The 18860-nt window shown below is 39.5% G+C and carries 17 protein-coding genes; 1 reads left to right on the top strand and 16 read right to left on the bottom strand.

The genetic code is table 11. The features are described 5' to 3' along the window. Positions 1 to 140: 140 nt before the first annotated feature. The 10 genes from pyk to PCY14_RS08415 form a co-directional block, all read right to left on the bottom strand. Complete coding sequence (gene pyk / locus PCY14_RS08460) at positions 141 to 1643, bottom strand: pyruvate kinase (protein WP_021145523.1); 1503 nt, start codon at positions 1641 to 1643, stop codon at positions 141 to 143. A gap of 70 nt (positions 1644 to 1713) precedes the next feature. Further along, on the bottom strand, positions 1714 to 2733 hold the full coding sequence (gene pfkA / locus PCY14_RS08455) for a 6-phosphofructokinase (RefSeq protein ID WP_021145524.1): 1020 nt from the start codon (positions 2731 to 2733) through the stop codon (positions 1714 to 1716). A gap of 91 nt (positions 2734 to 2824) precedes the next feature. Continuing rightward, the gene (locus PCY14_RS08450; RefSeq protein ID WP_021151978.1) at positions 2825 to 5935 is read right to left on the bottom strand and encodes a DNA polymerase III subunit alpha; all 3111 of its coding nucleotides are present in this window, start codon (positions 5933 to 5935) and stop codon (positions 2825 to 2827) included. A 151-nt stretch (positions 5936 to 6086) separates the two neighbouring features. Beyond that, positions 6087 to 6872 (bottom strand): L-threonylcarbamoyladenylate synthase, encoded by a 786-nt coding sequence (locus tag PCY14_RS08445; protein ID WP_021145527.1) that lies wholly within the window; start codon positions 6870 to 6872, stop codon positions 6087 to 6089. A 96-nt stretch (positions 6873 to 6968) separates the two neighbouring features. Next, on the bottom strand, positions 6969 to 7559 hold the full coding sequence (gene leuD / locus PCY14_RS08440; RefSeq protein WP_021145528.1) for a 3-isopropylmalate dehydratase small subunit: 591 nt from the start codon (positions 7557 to 7559) through the stop codon (positions 6969 to 6971). A 9-nt stretch (positions 7560 to 7568) separates the two neighbouring features. Continuing rightward, positions 7569 to 8951, bottom strand: a complete 1383-nt coding sequence (gene leuC / locus PCY14_RS08435; protein ID WP_021151979.1) for a 3-isopropylmalate dehydratase large subunit — start codon at positions 8949 to 8951, stop codon at positions 7569 to 7571. Between the two features lie 30 nt (positions 8952 to 8981). Continuing rightward, positions 8982 to 9263: a DUF1294 domain-containing protein gene (locus PCY14_RS08430; protein WP_301363415.1), complete on the bottom strand. Its 282-nt coding sequence runs from the start codon at positions 9261 to 9263 to the stop codon at positions 8982 to 8984. Between the two features lie 4 nt (positions 9264 to 9267). Next, positions 9268 to 10305 carry a 3-isopropylmalate dehydrogenase gene (gene leuB / locus PCY14_RS08425; protein ID WP_021151981.1) on the bottom strand — a complete coding sequence of 346 codons (1038 nt, stop codon included), beginning with the start codon at positions 10303 to 10305 and terminating at the stop codon, positions 9268 to 9270. A 12-nt stretch (positions 10306 to 10317) separates the two neighbouring features. Further along, the gene (locus tag PCY14_RS08420) at positions 10318 to 11880 is read right to left on the bottom strand and encodes a 2-isopropylmalate synthase (protein ID WP_301363414.1); all 1563 of its coding nucleotides are present in this window, start codon (positions 11878 to 11880) and stop codon (positions 10318 to 10320) included. A gap of 348 nt (positions 11881 to 12228) precedes the next feature. Continuing rightward, on the bottom strand, positions 12229 to 12921 hold the full coding sequence (locus PCY14_RS08415) for a phosphoglycerate mutase (RefSeq protein ID WP_002884137.1): 693 nt from the start codon (positions 12919 to 12921) through the stop codon (positions 12229 to 12231). 255 nt (positions 12922 to 13176) lie between these two features. On the opposite strand from PCY14_RS08415, the gene PCY14_RS08410 reads away from it, so the two are divergent. Then, positions 13177 to 14112, top strand: coding sequence for a dihydroorotate oxidase (locus PCY14_RS08410; protein ID WP_021145533.1), 936 nt, complete (start codon positions 13177 to 13179; stop codon positions 14110 to 14112). Between the two features lie 66 nt (positions 14113 to 14178). Here PCY14_RS08410 and PCY14_RS08405 read toward each other — a convergent pair whose 3' ends face one another. The 6 genes from PCY14_RS08405 to recN all read right to left on the bottom strand — a co-directional run bounded on the left by PCY14_RS08405 (position 14179) and on the right by recN (position 18856). Then, positions 14179 to 14379, bottom strand: coding sequence for a hypothetical protein (locus PCY14_RS08405; protein ID WP_008534427.1), 201 nt, complete (start codon positions 14377 to 14379; stop codon positions 14179 to 14181). Positions 14380 to 14437: 58 nt separating this feature from the next. Next, positions 14438 to 14713 carry an HU family DNA-binding protein gene (locus PCY14_RS08400; RefSeq protein ID WP_002884048.1) on the bottom strand — a complete coding sequence of 92 codons (276 nt, stop codon included), beginning with the start codon at positions 14711 to 14713 and terminating at the stop codon, positions 14438 to 14440. A 136-nt stretch (positions 14714 to 14849) separates the two neighbouring features. Then, entirely contained in the window at positions 14850 to 15419 is a 570-nt protein-coding gene (locus tag PCY14_RS08395; RefSeq protein WP_004184064.1) for a YpmS family protein, read from the bottom strand. After that, positions 15412 to 16287 carry an SGNH/GDSL hydrolase family protein gene (locus tag PCY14_RS08390; protein ID WP_021151984.1) on the bottom strand — a complete coding sequence of 292 codons (876 nt, stop codon included), beginning with the start codon at positions 16285 to 16287 and terminating at the stop codon, positions 15412 to 15414. The genes PCY14_RS08395 and PCY14_RS08390 overlap by 8 nt, the downstream gene beginning before the upstream one ends. Next, the gene (locus PCY14_RS08385) at positions 16280 to 17116 is read right to left on the bottom strand and encodes a DegV family protein (RefSeq protein ID WP_301363412.1); all 837 of its coding nucleotides are present in this window, start codon (positions 17114 to 17116) and stop codon (positions 16280 to 16282) included. The genes PCY14_RS08390 and PCY14_RS08385 overlap by 8 nt, the downstream gene beginning before the upstream one ends. Before the next feature lie 69 nt (positions 17117 to 17185). Continuing rightward, positions 17186 to 18856 carry a DNA repair protein RecN gene (recN, locus tag PCY14_RS08380; RefSeq protein WP_038675832.1) on the bottom strand — a complete coding sequence of 557 codons (1671 nt, stop codon included), beginning with the start codon at positions 18854 to 18856 and terminating at the stop codon, positions 17186 to 17188. Between the last annotated feature and the right edge of the window lie 4 nt (positions 18857 to 18860).

The following is an 18860-nucleotide window of genomic DNA, read 5'->3' as shown; positions in this document are numbered from 1 at the left end:
CGGTTTTAGAAACTTTATTAACTTTAGGAAGCGTGTTTTCATCACTCTGAACATACAAAAAGAGAAAACCTATCAGGTTCTCTCTAGATGTTAGCTTTTCGTCACCCACTACAGTTGACAAAGAGCCGTAGAAACTCAAATTATTTGACTGTGCGGATACGCATAGTGTTTGTTCCACCTGTACCTACTGGAACACCAGCAACGATAACAATGTTATCACCAGATTCTACAAGACCTGAATGCAATGCTACTTTTTCAGCAACATCAAACATGTCATCAGTTGAAGCAGGTTTTTCAGTAACTACTGGAATAACACCCCAGTTAAGCATCAATGATTTTTGAGTAATTTCATCGAATGTTACTGCCAAGATGTCAGCTTCTGGACGGTATTTAGAAATCAAACGAGCTGTGTTACCAGATTCAGTAAGTGCAACGACAAGTTTGATATCAATTGAGTTAGTAGCATCTTTAACTGCAGATGCAACAACTTCAGTCTTGCTTGAACGACCAAATGTTGATGAATCAAGACGACCATACTCTTTAAGAAGAGTTTGTGCATTTTTATCAATTGTAGCCATTGTACGAACTGATTCTACAGGATATTTACCATTAGCAGATTCACCTGAAAGCATTGTAGCATCAGTACCATCAATAACTGCGTTAAATACGTCAGATACTTCTGAACGAGTTGCACGAGGTTTGTCAGTCATTGTTTCAAGCATGTTAGTTGCTGTAACAGCAATCTTACCTGCAGCATTGACTTTTGTGATAATCATTTTTTGGTAAACTGGAACCATTTCAAATGGAACTTCGATACCCATGTCACCACGTGCAATCATGATACCATCAGCAGCTTCGATGATTGAATCAATGTTTTCAATACCTTGTTGGTTTTCGATTTTAGCCAACAATTTAACATGTCCATTACCAGTTTCTTCACAGATAGCACGAACTTCTTGTACGTCTTTTGCAGTACGTACGAATGAGATAGCGATGAAGTTAAGACCTTGTTCAAGACCGAAACGGATATCGTCATTATCTCTTTCAGCAAGTGCTGGGAATGGGATTTTAGTGTTAGGAATGTTAACACCTTTTTGTTTAGCGATGATTCCATCGTTTTCAACATCAACGACGAATTCACGTTTTTCAGCATCTTTTTCTACAACACGAAGACCAAGTTTACCATCGTCAACAAGAACTTGTTTACCAACTTCAACATCATCGAAAATGTCAAGTCCACCGGCAACGTTCAAAGCGATAACGTCGCGAGTTGATTTGATACCTTGTTTAGTAGCAACACGAATTTGTTCACCAGTTTTGTATGCATACTCTTTAGCATCACCTTCGAACAATTCAGTACGGATTTCAGGTCCTTTTGTATCAAGAAGGAAACCTACTTTTTGACCAGCAAGTTCTTCGGCCATACGTACGACTTCCATACGTTCACCTTGCTCAGCGTGGTCACCATGTGAGAAGTTGAAACGGAAAACGTTGGCACCTTCCTTGATCAATTGAGCAATGTTTTTAGCAGATGCTTCACGGTCAAGTTTTTCACCCCAGTAACCATCTTCACCAAATTTTTTACCGCCACGGATTTCAACCGCAGGACCAAGTGTTGCAACGATTTTTACACGTTTATTCATGATAAATAAAAACTCCCTTATATTTTTTGTCACATTAGCGACGGATTAACAATAATTAATAGAACCGCTATTATTTCAAGTTAGCTAAAGAACGATTGAGGTCTGCAAAGTCAAGACGTGCTTTGTGAGGATTGTTGACGATAATTTTACCGTCTTCAGTAAGACTGAACAAAGCTCCTTCTTCTGCTGTACCAAGGATTGGGCTTTCAACAAGCTCTTCATTGTGGATACCAACAGCTACACCACCAATACCTTGTTTAAGGAGGTCAACCGCATGTGCACCCATCCATGAAGCAAGAACACGGTCACGCGCAGTTGGTGAACCACCACGAACCACGTGTCCAATGTTTGTTGCACGAAGATCTGAAGTATCTCCAGCTTCTTTCATTTTAGCTGCAAATTCTTCAGCACCCATGACACCTTCAGCAAGTACGATAACGTGGTGAGTTTTAGCACCTGATTCGTAACCTTCTTTAACTTTACGTACCACTTCGTTGATATCATACTCTTCTTCAGGTACGATAATTTGGTCTGCACCTGCAGCAATACCAGCCCAAAGAGCGATATCACCAGCGTTACGTCCCATAACTTCAACGACAAAAGTACGTCCGTGACTGAAAGCAGTGTCTTGAATCTTATCGATAGCTTCTGTTGCTGTTGCAACAGCAGTATCAAAACCAATTGTGTAGTCTGTACCAACGATATCGTTATCGATAGTTCCTGGAAGACCAACAGCTGGGAAACCATGTTCAGTCAAGCGCATAGCACCATGGTAAGAACCATCTCCACCAATAACTACTACACCTTCGATTCCATGTTTTTTAAGTTGCTCAATACCTTTAAGTTGACCCTCAAGTTGGGCAAACTCAGGATAGCGAGCAGACTGAAGGAAAGTTCCACCACGGCTGAGGATGTTGTCTACGCCTTTGGCATCAAGTTGGAAGATATCTCCTTCAACCATACCAGCGTATCCACGGTTAATGCCGAAGACTTCAATTCCTTCAGAAATTGCTTTGAGAACAACTGCACGAGCGGCAGCGTTCATACCAGGGGCATCTCCACCACTAGTCAAAACAGCAATACGTTTCATTATTCCTGATACTCCTTTTATATATTTAACATTATCATTATAACACAAACAATTCTAAATAGCTTGAAATTTGAAAAGTTTTACCAGTTTTTTATCTTATAACTGTTTTTAGAGTATATTGGGCCAATTCTTTTTGCAATTCTACCTCATCAGACACCCTAAAACGTTGACTGGCTATTGTTTCCTTACTTTCCTGATAACGGATGATAACAGGAATGTTACCCGGATACTTGGCTAGAATTTTGGAAATCTCTAAGTCCTTTTCATGATTTTCAAGTAAAATCCAGAAACGTTCCGTACTAGCTTCTTCCATATTCGCCAAAACTAATTGGATTCTCCCATCACGCTCCTGAGTTCGTCCCTCAAGATAAAAGAGACCTCCTTCTTTTAACTTATCCTTATGATAAAAATAGGTTTCCGGAAAAAGCGTCACATCTAGCTTGTTTATACCATCAGAGACACTCAGAAAAGCCATTTGATCACCTTTTTTTGTTCTGATGATTCTAATTGATTCTAGTTGAACCAATACTGTGGCTTTACTATTTACTGTCAAATCTGAAATGGGCTGGTAAGGGTGCGTAGCCATTTTCTGAGCCAAATGTAAGGGATGAGGACTAAGACCAACACCCAGTAACTCCTGTTCCATATTATAACGGTCTATCTGACTATAATCGTCATAATCCACCCAGGAATAGGACGACTCTGCAAACAAGCTGCCTAACTCATTGACAAAAGTAAAGAGGTTACTTAAATTTCCAATGATTTTCTGACGATTCGTTTCAAAGATATCAAACAAGCCTATGTTGACTAAAGGTGTCAATACCTCTACTTTCTGATATTTCTTGGGAATACGTGTCAAAAAGTCTTCGATAGAGACGTATTTGCCATTTTCCTTTCGATCTTCAATAATCCAAAGAGCAAAATCTCTAGGAAAACCTTTAATGGTCTTTAGACCTAAAACAATTTTGCCATCTGAAATTTTGTCATGAAATGGAATTCTATTGATATCCAGTCTAGCCAAAGAAAAGCCATTTCCAATAGCATCCTTAATGTAATCACTAGACGAGTAATTCAGCATAACGTCATAGAAAACTTGAGGATAGTGGCTTTTGAAATAAGCCAATTGAAAAGCTAAAGCTGAATAAGCATAGGCATGACTCCTATTAAAACCATATCCGGCAAACTTAGCCATCATACTAAAGAGGCGCTCAGCAATTTGTGGGTTACGTCCTAATTGTTGACTGCCAGACATAAATGCCTCAGACATCTTAGACATTTCATTGGCATCTTTCTTAGACATGGCACGACGAAGCAGATCCGCTTTTCCTAGTGTAAAGCCAGCGAACACCTGAGCAATCTGCATAACCTGCTCCTGATAGAGCATAATACCATAAGTTGGCTCAAGGATAGGAGCAACAACAGGATCAATCAGATCTACTTTCTCCTTTCCATATTTACGAGCGATGAAATTGTCTATATAATCACTGGCTCCTGGACGGTTAAGAGAGGTTGTGGCAACCACTTCTTCAAATTGAGAGGGTTTTATACGTTTTAAGAGGTTTATGGCACCCGCTTGCTCAAACTGAAAAATCCCCTTGGTCTTACCACTGGCAAAAAGGGCGAGTGTCTGCGAATCTTCTAAATCAATCGACTTGATATCAATGACGACTCCTTGCTCTTCTTCCAACTTTTCCTTCATTTTTTGAACAAAGGTCAAATTGCGAAGCCCCAGGAAGTCCATCTTAAGAAGACCATTGGCTTCTACGGCAGAGGCATCGTATTGGGTAACCATCATGTCTTCACCGGCTTTTAGAGGGATGTGTTCTGTTAAGTCATCATCACTCATTACAATACCAGCAGCATGGATGGAAGTCTGTCTAGGCTGTCCTTCAATTGCCTTGGCAATTTCAAAAGCCCTCTGGAATTCCGGTCTCTGATTAATCAATTGCCTAAATGACATATTTTTCTTATAGACAGAGGTTAGATTATCACGAAAAGAAATCTTTTTGCTGAGTTGGGACAGTTCAAATTCCTTAGCTCCAAAACGTTTAAAAACATCTCGAATTGCCTGCTTGGCTCCAAAGGTAGAAAAAGTGACAATCTGAGCAGAGTGCATACTGCCATAACGGTCTCTCACATAATGTAGGAACTCACTTCGATAGATATCAGGCAAGTCAATATCAATATCTGGCATAGTATACCGTTCTTCATTTAGGAAACGCTCAAATAGCAAGTCATTTTTAACAGGATCAATACCTGTTATATCCAAAGCGTAGGCAACTAGGCTACCAGCTGCGGACCCACGCCCCATTCCCATATAGTAACCACGACTACGTCCAAAACGAAGGAGATCCCAAACGATTAAGAAATAGTCATCAAAGCCCATTTGATGGATGACTGCTAATTCTTTGTCTAAACGTTCCTGATAAACTGAGGCCGTTAACTCTTTAGTTTCCAAGCCATCTTGGGCTAATTGACGTAATTGATCAACTGCCAGCATGTCACGATTAAAACGGGGAAGCTTCAGTTCTGTGTCAAATTGATAAGTGATGTCTGAAACCAGTTGGTCCAAATTGTTTAAAGCATCTGGAATATCACTAAATGCACTTTCCATTTCTTGAGGCGAGAAAAGAAGCTGATTCATAGGACAAATAGAGGCCTCTGACAAGGAAACATTTTGTGAGATGGCATGCAACATCTGAATCGTCGAGCGATCTACATTATCAAAGTAACGTACTGTATGTAAAGGTAGGACAGGATAATCAAACTCTTTACCCGCATCTTCTGGTCTTACTCCAATAAAGACATCTGATTCAAACGCCATTCCTGGTTCCCACTCTTCACTGGGGAGGATAAGCGCAATCTCATTCAAATAGTTGGATAAAGCCGTAAACTCACCTTGTCCCGAGGAGAGCTCTGTTGCCAACTTCATCAAATTTTTATAGCCCTGATTATTTTTAGCTAAGAGACGAAATGCAATCATTCTTCCCTCGTAGACTAAATTTGCTTCCATACCAATCAAGGGACGTAATCCATTTTTAGTAGCCAGTTGCGCAAAATGATAGGCAGCATAGAGATTATCACGGTCCATCAAACCAAGGGCCTGGTATCCAAGCTCTTTGGCACGTTTGACATAGCTTGGTAAATCTACAACACTATCCATGAAACTATACACTGATTTTGTATCTAATTGGGCAAACATGAGAGCCTCCTTTCAAAATTATTTTTTGTCAAATAATAATTTAGTTTTCTAAAAAAATCAAAGAAACCTATTCAAATAGTATTATATCACAAGTTTTTAAGCATATTAAAAGCAGAACCAGAGGTCCTGCTTTCTTGAAGACATTATTTTCTTAATAATACTCACCTTGACGGTAGTTCCAAGAATTAAAGTGGTCTGAAAGGTGCATCATAATTTTATCTATATCAAGACCTTTACGGATAACTACTGGACATGGTTCTACTGAACGGCTTCCTTCACCTTGTTCAGGAATTAATTTACCGTCTGCATCAACCATTGATACCATAACACCTTGTTCATAACGTGTTTCAACAGTTTTATCAGGCTGAATTGACGCAACGTATTCATCAGCTTCGATGACAAGGTCAACAGCATTTTCAATACGTTCACCAATACCTTCAACCTTACCACGATTACCTTTACCTGAAGGGTTTGCTGATGAAGCGTAAACCATCTTACCTTCTTTTTCCCACATTTCTTTGGCAATTTGCTCACCAGCTTTACCAAATTTAATAACGAAACATGATGTTCCTCGTACATCAGTCATAAGCTCTTCACGTCCATCACCAAATGCTTGGAGTTTTGCGTAAGCATCCTCACGCCACGGAAGAATACATCCAAGAAGAATATCTTCATCCCAGTGCTTTTGATAGAAAGCATCAATTTCAGGAGTCAATTGTGACAATGCACGCAACTCATCCATGCTTCCGCAAAGAACAACACCTGGTTTGTTACGATTACGTTCTTTAGCTTCGAATTTACGTTCCAAACCAGCTTTATCGCTAGTCATAATAATGTAACCAACTTTAGTTGGTGTAACGATACATCCACCTTCACCTTTAAGAATTTCAAAACCTTCTTGGTTAAGGTTACCATCCCATTGGACATGTTTAGTCATAATGTGTGTTCTCCATCTAATTTATAATATATATATTTTATCATGTTCATAGCTATCAGGCAAGCAATTTTCGGAATATTCGAAAATATAAGACTATTACTGCCAATAGCTTGGACGATGTTTTTCGTACTCGGTGATCAAATCCTCATACTGCAGGGTAATCCCTATATCATCTAATCCATTTAAAAGTTTATGTTTCCATTCACCATCAATTTCAAAAGTGAACTCACCAACCGGTGAAATAATCTTTTGTTGTTCTAAGTCTACCGTCACTTCATCAGTAGGTTTTAATTGTTTCAATTTTTGACGTACTTCTATCGGTTGAACAATTGGTAACATCCCATTATTAAGTTCATTATTATAGTGAATGTCTCCGAAGGAACCTGCAATAACAACTTTAAATCCGTAGTCAGCTAGGGCCCACGCAGCATGTTCACGAGATGAACCTGCACCGAAATTATCACCTGTTATTAAAATAGTTGCTTTACGATATTCAGGTCGGTTAAAAACAAAATCAGGATCCTCAGTGTATTTGTTATCTTTATAACGCCAAGCATACATCAAATATTTTCCAAAACCTTTTTTGTCAATCAGTTTGAGAAACTGTTTGGGAAGAATCTGGTCGGTATCAATGTTATCATTCATCAATGGAACTGTCGTACCGGTATAAATGGTAAATTTTTCCATGTTTCCTCCTTATTGTACTTCTGGCATTTGGCGAACATCAACGAAACGTCCGGCGATAGCTGCTGCCGCTGCCATTGCAGGACTGCAAAGGTGTGTTTTTGCTCCAAACCCCTGTCGATCCTCAAAATTTCTATTACTTGTCGAAGCACAGTGGATCCCATCAGGCACTTTATCTGGATTCATTCCAAGACACATCGAGCATCCTGGGTCTCTCCATTCAAAACCAGCATCTTTAAATATCTTATCCAACCCAATTTTCTCTGCAGCTTGTTTAACAGGTCTAGAACCTGGAACCACAATAGCTGTCAAATTAGGGGCAATCTTCTTACCTTTAACAAATCTGGCTGCCAACTGCAAGTCACTCAAGCGAGCATTAGTACAAGACCCAATAAAGATATACCCAAGATCAATGTCTTCTGCTTTTTGACCCGGACGAAGATCCATATAATGGTATGCACGCTCATCATTCATATCTCGAACTTCAGGGAAAGGCGTATCAAAATCTACTCCCATAGATGGATTAGTTCCCCATGTGACCATTGGTGCCAACTCAGAAACATCCATACGAATGACTTTATCGTATTCTACATCATCATCACTAACTAGTGTCTTCCAGTCAGCTACTGCTGCATCAAAATCCTCAGGAACACATTCTCGACCACGCATATAATCATATGTTGTTTGGTCTGGATTCATAATTCCCATTTTCGAACCAAATTCAATTGACATATTACAGATTGTCATGCGTTCTTCCATAGTCAAATGGTCAATTGCCTCACCACGGTACTCTACAACATAACCCACTCCACAAGCAACCCCATATTTAGCAATCAAGGCGAGAATGTAATCTTTTGAATAAATGCCTTTCTGAGGCTTCCCAGTAAATTCTACCAACATCTTTTTAGGTTTGACTTGCCAAAGTGTCTGTGTAGCAAAGACATGCTCAACCTCGCTCGTTCCAATACCAAAGGCTATAGCTCCAAAGGCACCGTGGGTAGCTGTGTGGCTATCCCCACAAACAATAAACTTACCTGGTTGCGTACGTCCTGTTTCTGGACCAACCATATGTACGATTCCTTGCTTATCCGAACCATGTGGCGCATTGTCAATACCAAACTCAATGACATTTTCAGCAAGTTTATCAATTTGTGCCTTAGAAATAACATCTCTAATATCAAAGATATTTACAGTTGGAACATTATGGTCAAAGGTCCCAAAAGTCAAATCTGGACGCCTTACTTTACGTCCAGCATCACGAAGACCTTGAAAAGCTTGAGGACTAGTCACTTCATGAATATAATGTTGGTCCACGTACATAAGTTGAGGTTGCCCCTCATCACCTGTAATTACGTGGCGTTCCCAAAGTTTATCGAAAATTGATTTTCCGCTCATAAAATACTCCAATTATTATCTAAGGATAAACTAATCCGAAAGTTTTGTTAAGATGAGATATAACATAACAAAATCATTTAGCAGGCCCAAAAGCCAACAAAGCTTAAAGTACCATTTCTTAATCTTATGTCTAAACACAGCCCCACCGAGAGAAGCACCAATACCACCCAAAATAAGGGTTTGAAATAATAATGTCTTCTCAGAAATTCGCCGCCTATGTCGAATAGCCTTGTGTTTGTCAAGCCCATAAGCACATAAAACAACGATATTCCATACCAACGAAACAGAAAGTAACACTTGTTTTAGTGTCATGATGTTAGAGATTGCTAATGATAGCTGCTGTCATTTCGGCAGTAGATGCCTGACCACCCAAATCACGTGTCAAGATGCCTTGATTCAAGGTCTTATCAACAGCATTTTCAATCAATTCTGCCCCTTCAGTTTCATTGAAACTTTCACGAAGCATCATTGCTACTGACAAAATCATTGAAATCGGATTGGCAATACCTTGACCAGCAATGTCAGGTGCTGAACCATGAATTGGTTCATAAAGACTTGGACCATTTTCTGAATGACTGGCTGATGGCATAACACCAAGAGTACCTGGAAGGACACTTGATTCATCAGACAAGATATCCCCAAAAAGGTTTTCTGTCACAACCACATCAAAACGAGCTGGGTTGGTAATCATAATCATGGCAGCACTATCAACGAGTTGGTGTTCAAGGGTTACATCTGGAAATTCCAAAGAAACTTCATCGGCAACCTTACGCCACAATTTAGAAGTTGCCAAGACATTCTGTTTATCAATGCTAGTGACTTTCTTACCACGACCTTGGGCAATCTTGAAGGCACGACGCATGATGCGACGAATCTCATCGGCTGAGTAATCATTGATATCACGAGCCTTATCTTCTTTTAAAATATGTTCACCAAAGTAAATACCACCTGTAAGCTCACGTACAACGACAAAGTCAACACCTTCAATACGTTCAGGTTTAAGAGGTGACAAGTGTTTCAAAGCATCAAAGATGCGGACAGGACGGATATTAGCAAAGAGATTCAACTCCTTACGAATGGCCAAAAGTCCTTGTTCAGGACGAACTGGCGCATTGTCATATTTAGGTCCACCAATTGCAGCCAAGAGGATAGCATCTGCTGATTTAGCAGCATCCAAAGTTGACTTAGGAAGTGGATGACCCTCGGCATCAATACCAGCACCACCAAATGGTTTAGCATCAATATCGTAATCAAATCTGATTTTTGAAGCTATTTTATCCAGAACTTCAAGGCCTGCTGCCATGATTTCAGGTCCAATACCATCACCAGAAAGTGTTACAATTTTTTTTGTCATGTTTAACTCCTCTTAGGCTTGTGGAAGGTCACGGTAAGAAACTTTGCGTGCCATTTCACCAGAATTTTCTTTTTGAACAAGCGTATTTGCATTGATGTAGGCAATTGCTGAAGCTTTCAAAACATCAAAGTCCAAACCAGAAGCATTAAAGATAGTATCTGTATCTACATTTTCCACAGTTACGAGTACACGAGCTTGAGCGTCAATACCATCAGTTACAGCATCGATATTATAAGAAGTCAAGCGAACTGTTTGATTGAAGAATTTATCAATAGCATTGAAGATAGCTTCAACTGATCCTTGACCATTTGCCAAGAATTCCACAGACTCACCATCTTCATTAACTAGACTAACTGCTGCTGTGATTGTTTCATCAGCATTAGTTGTCAAACGGAGATCTTGGAAGTGGAAGCCTTCTGGATTCTCAACGTTAGTTCCAGCCACAAGTGCACGAATATCAGCATCAGTAATGTCATGTTTTTTATCAGCCAAGACTTTGAACTTCTTAAAGAGTGGTTTGATGTCTTCTTCCACAAAATCAAGATCAAGTTCTTTCAATTTTTCAATAAAGGCATGACGACCTGACAACTTACCAAGTGGAAGAGAGCTCTTCTTAACTCCCACAAGCTCTGGTGTAATGATTTCGTATGTAAGAGGATTTTTAAGGAAACCATCTTGGTGAATACCTGATTCATGAGAGAAGGCATTACCACCAACAACGGCTTTATTTTTAGGAATCGCAATTCCAGAATAACGAGACACAAGTTCAGCTGTGTTGACTGTCTCATTAAGCACAATATCACTTGTTGCTTGATAGTAGTCTTCACGGATATTAAGTGCTACAGCCACTTCTTCAAGTGCCGCATTCCCTGCACGTTCACCGATACCATTCACAGTTCCTTCAACACGACCAGCACCATTTTTAATAGCTGCAAGTGTGTTAGCTACAGCCATACCAAGGTCATTGTGGCAGTGAGGACTAAAGATGATTTCATGGTCTGATTTAACATTTTCAATGAGGTATTTGAAAATATGACCGAACTCTTCAGGAGTCGTAAAGCCAACTGTATCAGGAATATTAATATATGAGGCACCAGCATCAACTGCTGTTTGAACAACTTCAGTCAAGAAATCAAGCTCAGTACGAGTAGCATCTTCAGGAGAAAACTCAACAACTTCAAATTTTGAACGTGCATATGACACATGTTCTTTTACAGCTTCAAGAATTTCTTCTTTTGATTTCTTCAATTTAAACTCACGATGAATCGGACTTGTTGCGATAAAGACATGAATTTGTGGATACTTAGCATCTTTCAAAGCCTCATAACAAGCATCAATATCAGATTTTACTGAACGAGCCAAGCCAGAAACCGCAGTTGTCGTCATGGCAGCTGAAATTTGTTTCACTGCCTCAAATGAATCTGGACTAGCTGCTGGGAAACCAGCTTCAATTGAAGAAATCCCCCACTTCTCAAGTTGTTTAGCAATGGCAACCTTTTCTTTGATTGAAAAGTTAACACCCGGTGTTTGTTCACCATCACGAAGGCTCGTATCAAGAAATTCTACTTTACGCATAGACAATCCTCTTTCTAAAAATAAAAACGATAGTAGTAAAAAAACATCTCACTCGGAAACCCAAGCGAGATGTTTTTAACTCCCGCTTGGTAAGCCAAACAGGACTAATGCTTTTGCACTAGCCCTCATCACGCAATAGCAAAACAGTTGTAGTTGCGAATGTCATTTGACTCATTTCCTTTCGATGTATCTTGGTTAATATGATACATCTTTCCAACTTGAAAGTCAAGGAAAAATTACTGAATTGACTGACTTTTCTGACCATAATTTACATTTATTTTCAGTAAAAGAAAAAAAGCTGACCGAAGTCAACTTTTTTTATTGTTAATGATAACTACTTATCTCAGCTTATTTTCCGAGATAGTATTCGTTAACAACGTTCAATTTTTCGTCAAATTCGAATACCAATGGTGGGAAGTTTGGAATTTCAACATCCATGATTTCGTCGTCTGACAATTGTTTGATGTGTTTAACGAGGGCACGGATTGAGTTACCGTGTGCACCTACGAATACGTTTTTACCATCTTTAAGAGCTGGAGCGATTTTATCTTCCCAGAATGGAAGGGCACGTTCCAAAGTAACTTTCAAGTTTTCAGCATCTGGAATTACTGAGTCGTCAAGTGAAGCGTAACGACGGTCAGTGTGTGCTGAGTGCTCATCATCACGATCCATTGCTGGAGGCAATACATCGTATGAACGACGCCAAATGTGAACTTGCTCATCACCAAATTGTTCAGCAGCTTCTGCTTTGTTTTTACCAGTCAAACCACCGTAGTGACGTTCGTTCAAGCGCCATGATTTTTCAACTGGAACCCAAAGTTGGTCAGATGCTTCAAGAGCCAAGTTAGTTGTTTTGATCGCACGTTTCAATACTGAAGTGTATGCTTGGTCAAATTCGATACCAGCTTCTTTGATCAATTTACCAGCGTCGATAGCTTGTTGAGTACCTTTTTCAGAAAGATCTACGTCAGCCCAACCTGTGAAAAGGTTAGCTTTGTTCCATTCAGACTCACCGTGGCGAGCGAAAACCAATTTTACCATTAGTTATGTCTCCTTTTTATTTTGGGTTATACCCATTTACTCTATCTATTCTACCCAAAAAACCTTGAAAAAGCTAGCAAAATCCAAAAAATTCTGTAAAATTCTATCGCTTCTTGCCTGGGGTATTAAAAATGCCTAGGTGAATTCACTTTTAAGATTATTGCCCATCTATTCTTTCCTTGTTTTAGGCATCTTTTCATGCTAAAATGAGATAAAATAGTAACATTTTGCTTTGTGATCTTTAAGGAGGATCTTATGGTTTCTACTGCTACAAAAATTGGCCAGTTTTCATTCGATAACTGCCTCATGAATGCTGCTGGTGTTCATTGCATGACCAAGGAAGAATTGGCAGAGGTTGAAGCTTCAGCCGCAGGTTCATTTGTTACAAAAACAGGAACGCTTGAAGCTCGCCCTGGTAATCCTGAACCTCGATATGTTAATGTTCCTCTTGGCTCTATCAACTCTATGGGTTTGCCTAATAACGGTTTTGAATACTACCTTGACTATGTCATTGAATTACAAAAGCAACCCAATACAAAAAATCATTTTCTTTCATTAGTTGGCTTGTCACCTGAGGAAACACACACTATTCTAAAAAAAGTTCAAGAAAGTGACTATGAAGGGCTCGTTGAACTCAACCTTTCATGTCCTAACGTTCCAGGTAAACCTCAAATCGCCTACGATTTTGAAACAACAACCGAGATCCTAACTGAAGTCTTTTCTTACTTTACGAAACCACTTGGTGTCAAATTACCACCTTACTTTGATATTGTGCACTTTGATCAAGCAGCTGCTGTCTTCAACCAATTCCCACTTGTTTTTGTCAACTGTGTCAACTCAATTGGTAATGGACTTTATATTGAAGACGAATCTGTTGTCATCAAACCTAAAAATGGTTTTGGCGGTATCGGTGGAGACTATATCAAGCCAACTGCCTTGGCAAACGTTCATGCTTTCTACCAACGTCTGAAACCTGAAATCCAAATCATCGGTACTGGTGGTGTCAAATCTGGGCGTGATGCTTTTGAACATATCCTTTGTGGAGCAAGTATGGTCCAAATTGGTACTGCACTTCAAAAAGAAGGTGTGGCTGTCTTTGACCGAATTACTAAAGAACTGAAAGAAATCATGGAAGAAAAGGGCTATGAAAGCCTTGAAGACTTCCGTGGAAAACTTCACTATATTGATTAATTCACTAAAAAAGAGCTTGGAAAAATCTCCAAGCCCTTTTTGTATACTTTGATGAGGATTCTCTTGTTAGACAAGACCATCATCGTCATGTTCATCCCAGTCTTCAAAAGGGTCTTTGCCCTCTTTTTCAGCTTGAAGACGTTTTTGACGTGCTTCTTCAATCTGTTCTTCACTAGGCTTAATCAGCTTACTTATAGCAACAATACCTGATAGTTTTATAACTGTGAAAACCAGAAGAAAAATCATTACCACGGTTAAGGTTGTCATAGTTTCCCTCTATCATTTCATGTAAAGCAAAACCCCTAAAAGCTTAGGGGTTTTAACATTATTTAACTGCGTCTTTAAGAGCTTTACCAGCTTTAAATGCAGGAACTTTAGAAGCTGCGATTGAGATAGCTTCACCAGTTTGTGGGTTACGACCTTGACGAGCAGCACGTTCGCGTACTTCAAAGTTACCGAAACCAATCAATTGTACTTTTTCACCTGCAGCAAGGAATTCTTCGATAGAAGCAAAAACTGCGTCTACTGCTGCTGCTGAATCTTTTTTAGTAAGTTCTGTTGCTTCCGCAACTTTAGCGATCAAATCTTGTTTGTTAGCCATTGTAACAATCCTCCAATATATTTCTAAGCGTAAAGTTTTTCTAGCGCTTGGACAAGTATTATCTTATCCTAAAAGACCTATCAGGTCAAGCAATAAACGCTAATTTCATTGCTTTTTTGCAAAAAGTAAAGGCTTTTTAATTTATTGTCTTGTAGATGTCAAATTCGATACGGTCATTGACCAAATCAAGACTCTTTGCACGTGCCGTTATTCCTTTTTCATTTTTCATTGATTGAATATTTAGGGTAACCTTTTCCTTCTTGTTATCAATGGAAATATAATCAGGTAACTTTGTCGAACGCTTAATCATCTTAAGAGCATCTGAAACAGGGAGGCTTAAAGAGCCAGCTGAAAGATCAGAAACTTTTAAAACGATTGCACCTGATTCACTGACAACCGGGGTGAAATAAACATAGAGGGGGACGGCATACCCTAAAACCTTATAACTACTCTCAAAAACAATTTTAGAATTAGTGACATTAACCTTGAAATGCATTTTATCAGTGGAATAATCTTGAGCAAAACCGGTTAGAGCTGCATCAAGTTCTTCTTTTGTCATGCTATAACGTCCAATTTTGGTAGCACCCTTAGGTAAGGACACTGAACTTGTTTCTACTGGGGTCATGACTCTATATGTCACAACACTTACTAGCGCTAAGTTCAAGGCTAGTAGCCCTAAAAATAGCCATTTCCATACCTTACTCACCTGACCACTCCTTCTTTGTTTGCGTAATACGTTTCAAAATAGCATCTGACATAATTTGATAACCTGTGTTGTTGGGATGAAAATGATCATCCTCAAAAAGGGCATCGTTAAGGTTCTTTGATGATGATTTAGAGGACTGGGATGTTTCATCCGAACTGGTCACGCCCCCTTTACCATCAATTCCCTTATAGAGTAAATCATTGACTGGAACAAAATAAACGTTTTGATATTCCTTGGAAACTTCTTCTGTAGCTTTGTTCCAATTATCAACAATCGTTTGCATCTCTGTCATATCTGGAAAGTTCAGATAGTAGGGATTGTAAATACCAACGATATAAATTGGCAATGTTTTATTGTCCTTACGAGCCAGCTCAACAATTTGTCGCAACCTCTTTTGATAAGCCACAGCAGGTTTGTTGAAGGTATCAACACTAAGATTAGTGATATTATCCTTAACAACATGCATGACATCGTTACCGCCAACAGTTAAAGTCATTAGTTTGGCTTTTTTAAGGTCCCTCTGAATGTCTGCTTTTTCCTTCATCCGTTTGAGAATTTGGTTACTGGTATTTCCCGCAATGCCATAATTATTTGAGGTCACCTGCCAGTTAAAATCTGCCCCCATTGCCTGAGACAAAATAGGAACAAAGCCGCCTTGATTCGTGGTATCCCCTACACCTTGAGTAAGGGAGTCCCCGATAGCAACATAGGTGACCGTATCCTTTTTATCAGACTTCAGTTTTCCGACAGTTTTTAATGACTGATGATTACTTGGCACGATGAAGACAAAGAGCACGACGAATACGAAAAAAAGCAAGAAGAAGCCCAGAAGGCTTCTAAATAATACAGATTCTTTCAACTTATTCATAGCGAACCATTACGGCAAAGGCGCCTTCACCAGTGTGTGTTTGAATGATTGACCCTGTTTCAAGAATTGAAATTGGAGCATCCAATACCTCAAGTTTAGAAGCAAGTTCATGCGCCAAATCCGGTTTTCCTGCATAAGAAATACCAATCTCTGCCACTTTGCGGTCCTTGATACCATTAATATAAGAATCTAACCATTTTGTGAATGTCTTAGCACCACGACCCTTAACAATAGTATTCAACTGATAATCTTTCAACTCCATAATGACACGGATGTTGAGTAATGATGATAAGAGTCCTGTAACACGTCCAATACGACCACCTTTGACTAGGTTTTCAAGGGTAGAGACGCCGATATGAAGCTCAGATTTGCTTTTTACTTCTTCAACACGTGCTACAATTTCTTCCAAACTAGCACCTGCTTGAGCTAATTTAGCCGCTTCGACCACTTGAAACTTAAGGCATTGATCTGTAAAACCTGAGTCCATAACAGTCACATCAGCACCTGAAAGACTAGCACCTTGACGTGAGGCTTCACATGTCCCAGAGAGGGTGTGCATGATGTGGATAGCCACAATCTGTTCTGCACCTTCTTTGACAAGCTTTTCATATGTCTCAGCAAACAAACCTACTGGTGGTTGGCTTGTCTTTGGTAACTCTTTACTATGCTTCATCATATCCAAGAAACGACCTTCTTCTCGAAGATCACTATCTGAATAGATGACACCGTCCACCATAACCGACAATGGAACAACAGTGATATTATATTTTTCAACCAATTCTGGTTCAATCGTAATTGACGAATCGGTTACAATTCTGATTTTACTCATATTTTTCTCGCTTAACACAAATTTTTATTCTATTATAGCATGACTGGAAAGCTTTTCCCAAGTCTTTTTCTAAAGAGAGTCATCCACCTTTAACAAGGCTCTTGCCTGGCTCAAGGCAGCCTCCGTCACATTATCACCTGCTAACATCTTAGCGATTTCTTGCACCCTTTCCTCAGGTGTCAAGAGACGAACACGAGAGACAGTTGTCTCATTATCACTTTCCTTAGAAATAAAGAACTGATAATCAGCAATGGCAATAACTTGTGGAAGGTGACTGATGGCCAAAACCTGACCATGACTCCCAATCTTATGAATTTTCTGAGCGATGGCTTGGGCAACACGACCTGAAACGCCAGTATCAACCTCATCAAAGACAATACTTGTTTTGTCTTCTTTGCGGGCAAAGGCTGACTTAATCGCTAACATGAGTCGAGATAATTCTCCTCCTGAAGCAACCTTAACAAGCGGTTTAAAGCCTTCACCTGGATTGGTTGAAATGTAAAACTCAACCTGCTCATTGCCATCACGGTTAAATTTCCCTTTAGTAAAGGTAACTTTAAAATCAGCCTTATCCATGTAAAGGTCGCATAACTCGTTCTTAATTTCAGCTTCAAGAGCCTTAGCTATTTGATGGCGTGCCGTTTGTAGTGTCTCTGCAGACGCTAGCAGATCTTTTTCAAGTTGCTTAAGCTCTTGTTCCATGGCATCTGACGAACTGGAATTGCCAGTCAGAAGATTGTACTCTTTACTTGAATTTTCCAGATAATCCAAGACGTCATCAACAGTTCCACCATATTTACGAGTAATTGCATTAATCGTATCTAAGCGGTGTTCAATCTCTTGCAAACGCCCAGCATCAAAGTCCAAATTATCCAAAAGGTCACCTAGTTGCTTAGTGACATCTTCTAAAACATAATAGGCTTCTGATAGATTTCCAGAAAGTTCTTTGTAATCAGAGTCATATTCTTCAAGAGATTGGAGGTCGTTCATGGCAGAACGGACATTTGAAAGGCTTGAAAAATCTTCATTATCCAGCATGACATAGGCATTGGTTAAGGTATCAGCAATCTGCTTATGGTTAAGAAGCTTGTCTCGTTCCTTCATCAAAGCCAAATCTTCTCCTGATTTTAGAGAGACTGCTTCAATTTCTGCAATCTGAAAAGCTAGCATTTCAATTCGTGCCTTATGCTCCTGCTCATTTTTCTGCTTTTCAAGAACAGCTTTTCTTAACTCACGATAGCGGTCAAAATACTCTTGGTATTCTTTCTTTGTTTGGAAAAATTCCTTATCCCCAAAGGCATCAAGCATGGTAATATGCAGAGCAGGCTTCATAAGTTCTTCCTGGTCATGCTGTCCATGGATATCTACCAAGAAGTGCCCAACAGCTTTAAGCGTCGTTAAATTGACCATCTGTCCATTGATGCGACTAACACTTCTACCATTTTGGAAGATTTCACGACGGATAATCAATTCATCCTCGACAGGAATCCCATTATCTTCCAAGATACTAACCAAGGCAGGATTTTGTTCGATTGAAAAGAAGCCCTGAATTTCAGCCTTAGATGCTGAATGACGGACGACTTCGCTAGAAGCACGTGCGCCCAACATAAGATTCATGGCATCTATAATAATGGACTTACCAGCACCTGTTTCACCAGTAAGGACGGTCATACCATTCTCAAAGTTTAGAGAAATCTCTTCAATAATTGCGAAATTCTTTATCGTAATTTCGAGAAGCATAGGC

It is taken from the genome of Streptococcus sp. SV2 (assembly GCF_030440175.1).
Lineage (GTDB): Bacteria > Bacillota > Bacilli > Lactobacillales > Streptococcaceae > Streptococcus > Streptococcus raffinosi.
This window is presented reverse-complemented; position numbering and strand designations above follow the sequence as displayed.

Coding starts and splice junctions, on each gene's coding strand:
- PCY14_RS08420 (WP_301363414.1), bottom strand. CDS start 11,880: ATGCGTAAAGTAGAATTTCTTGATACGAGCCTTCGTGATGGTGAACAA.
- pyk (WP_021145523.1), bottom strand. CDS start 1,643: ATGAATAAACGTGTAAAAATCGTTGCAACACTTGGTCCTGCGGTTGAA.
- leuB (WP_021151981.1), bottom strand. CDS start 10,305: ATGACAAAAAAAATTGTAACACTTTCTGGTGATGGTATTGGACCTGAA.
- PCY14_RS08450 (WP_021151978.1), bottom strand. CDS start 5,935: ATGTTTGCCCAATTAGATACAAAATCAGTGTATAGTTTCATGGATAGT.
- PCY14_RS08405 (WP_008534427.1), bottom strand. CDS start 14,379: ATGACAACCTTAACCGTGGTAATGATTTTTCTTCTGGTTTTCACAGTT.
- PCY14_RS08385 (WP_301363412.1), bottom strand. CDS start 17,116: ATGAGTAAAATCAGAATTGTAACCGATTCGTCAATTACGATTGAACCA.
- PCY14_RS08390 (WP_021151984.1), bottom strand. CDS start 16,287: ATGAATAAGTTGAAAGAATCTGTATTATTTAGAAGCCTTCTGGGCTTC.
- PCY14_RS08415 (WP_002884137.1), bottom strand. CDS start 12,921: ATGGTAAAATTGGTTTTCGCTCGCCACGGTGAGTCTGAATGGAACAAA.
- PCY14_RS08410 (WP_021145533.1), top strand. CDS start 13,177: ATGGTTTCTACTGCTACAAAAATTGGCCAGTTTTCATTCGATAACTGC.
- PCY14_RS08445 (WP_021145527.1), bottom strand. CDS start 6,872: ATGACTAAACATGTCCAATGGGATGGTAACCTTAACCAAGAAGGTTTT.
- leuC (WP_021151979.1), bottom strand. CDS start 8,951: ATGAGCGGAAAATCAATTTTCGATAAACTTTGGGAACGCCACGTAATT.
- pfkA (WP_021145524.1), bottom strand. CDS start 2,733: ATGAAACGTATTGCTGTTTTGACTAGTGGTGGAGATGCCCCTGGTATG.
- PCY14_RS08430 (WP_301363415.1), bottom strand. CDS start 9,263: ATGACACTAAAACAAGTGTTACTTTCTGTTTCGTTGGTATGGAATATC.
- PCY14_RS08400 (WP_002884048.1), bottom strand. CDS start 14,713: ATGGCTAACAAACAAGATTTGATCGCTAAAGTTGCGGAAGCAACAGAA.
- recN (WP_038675832.1), bottom strand. CDS start 18,856: ATGCTTCTCGAAATTACGATAAAGAATTTCGCAATTATTGAAGAGATT.
- leuD (WP_021145528.1), bottom strand. CDS start 7,559: ATGGAAAAATTTACCATTTATACCGGTACGACAGTTCCATTGATGAAT.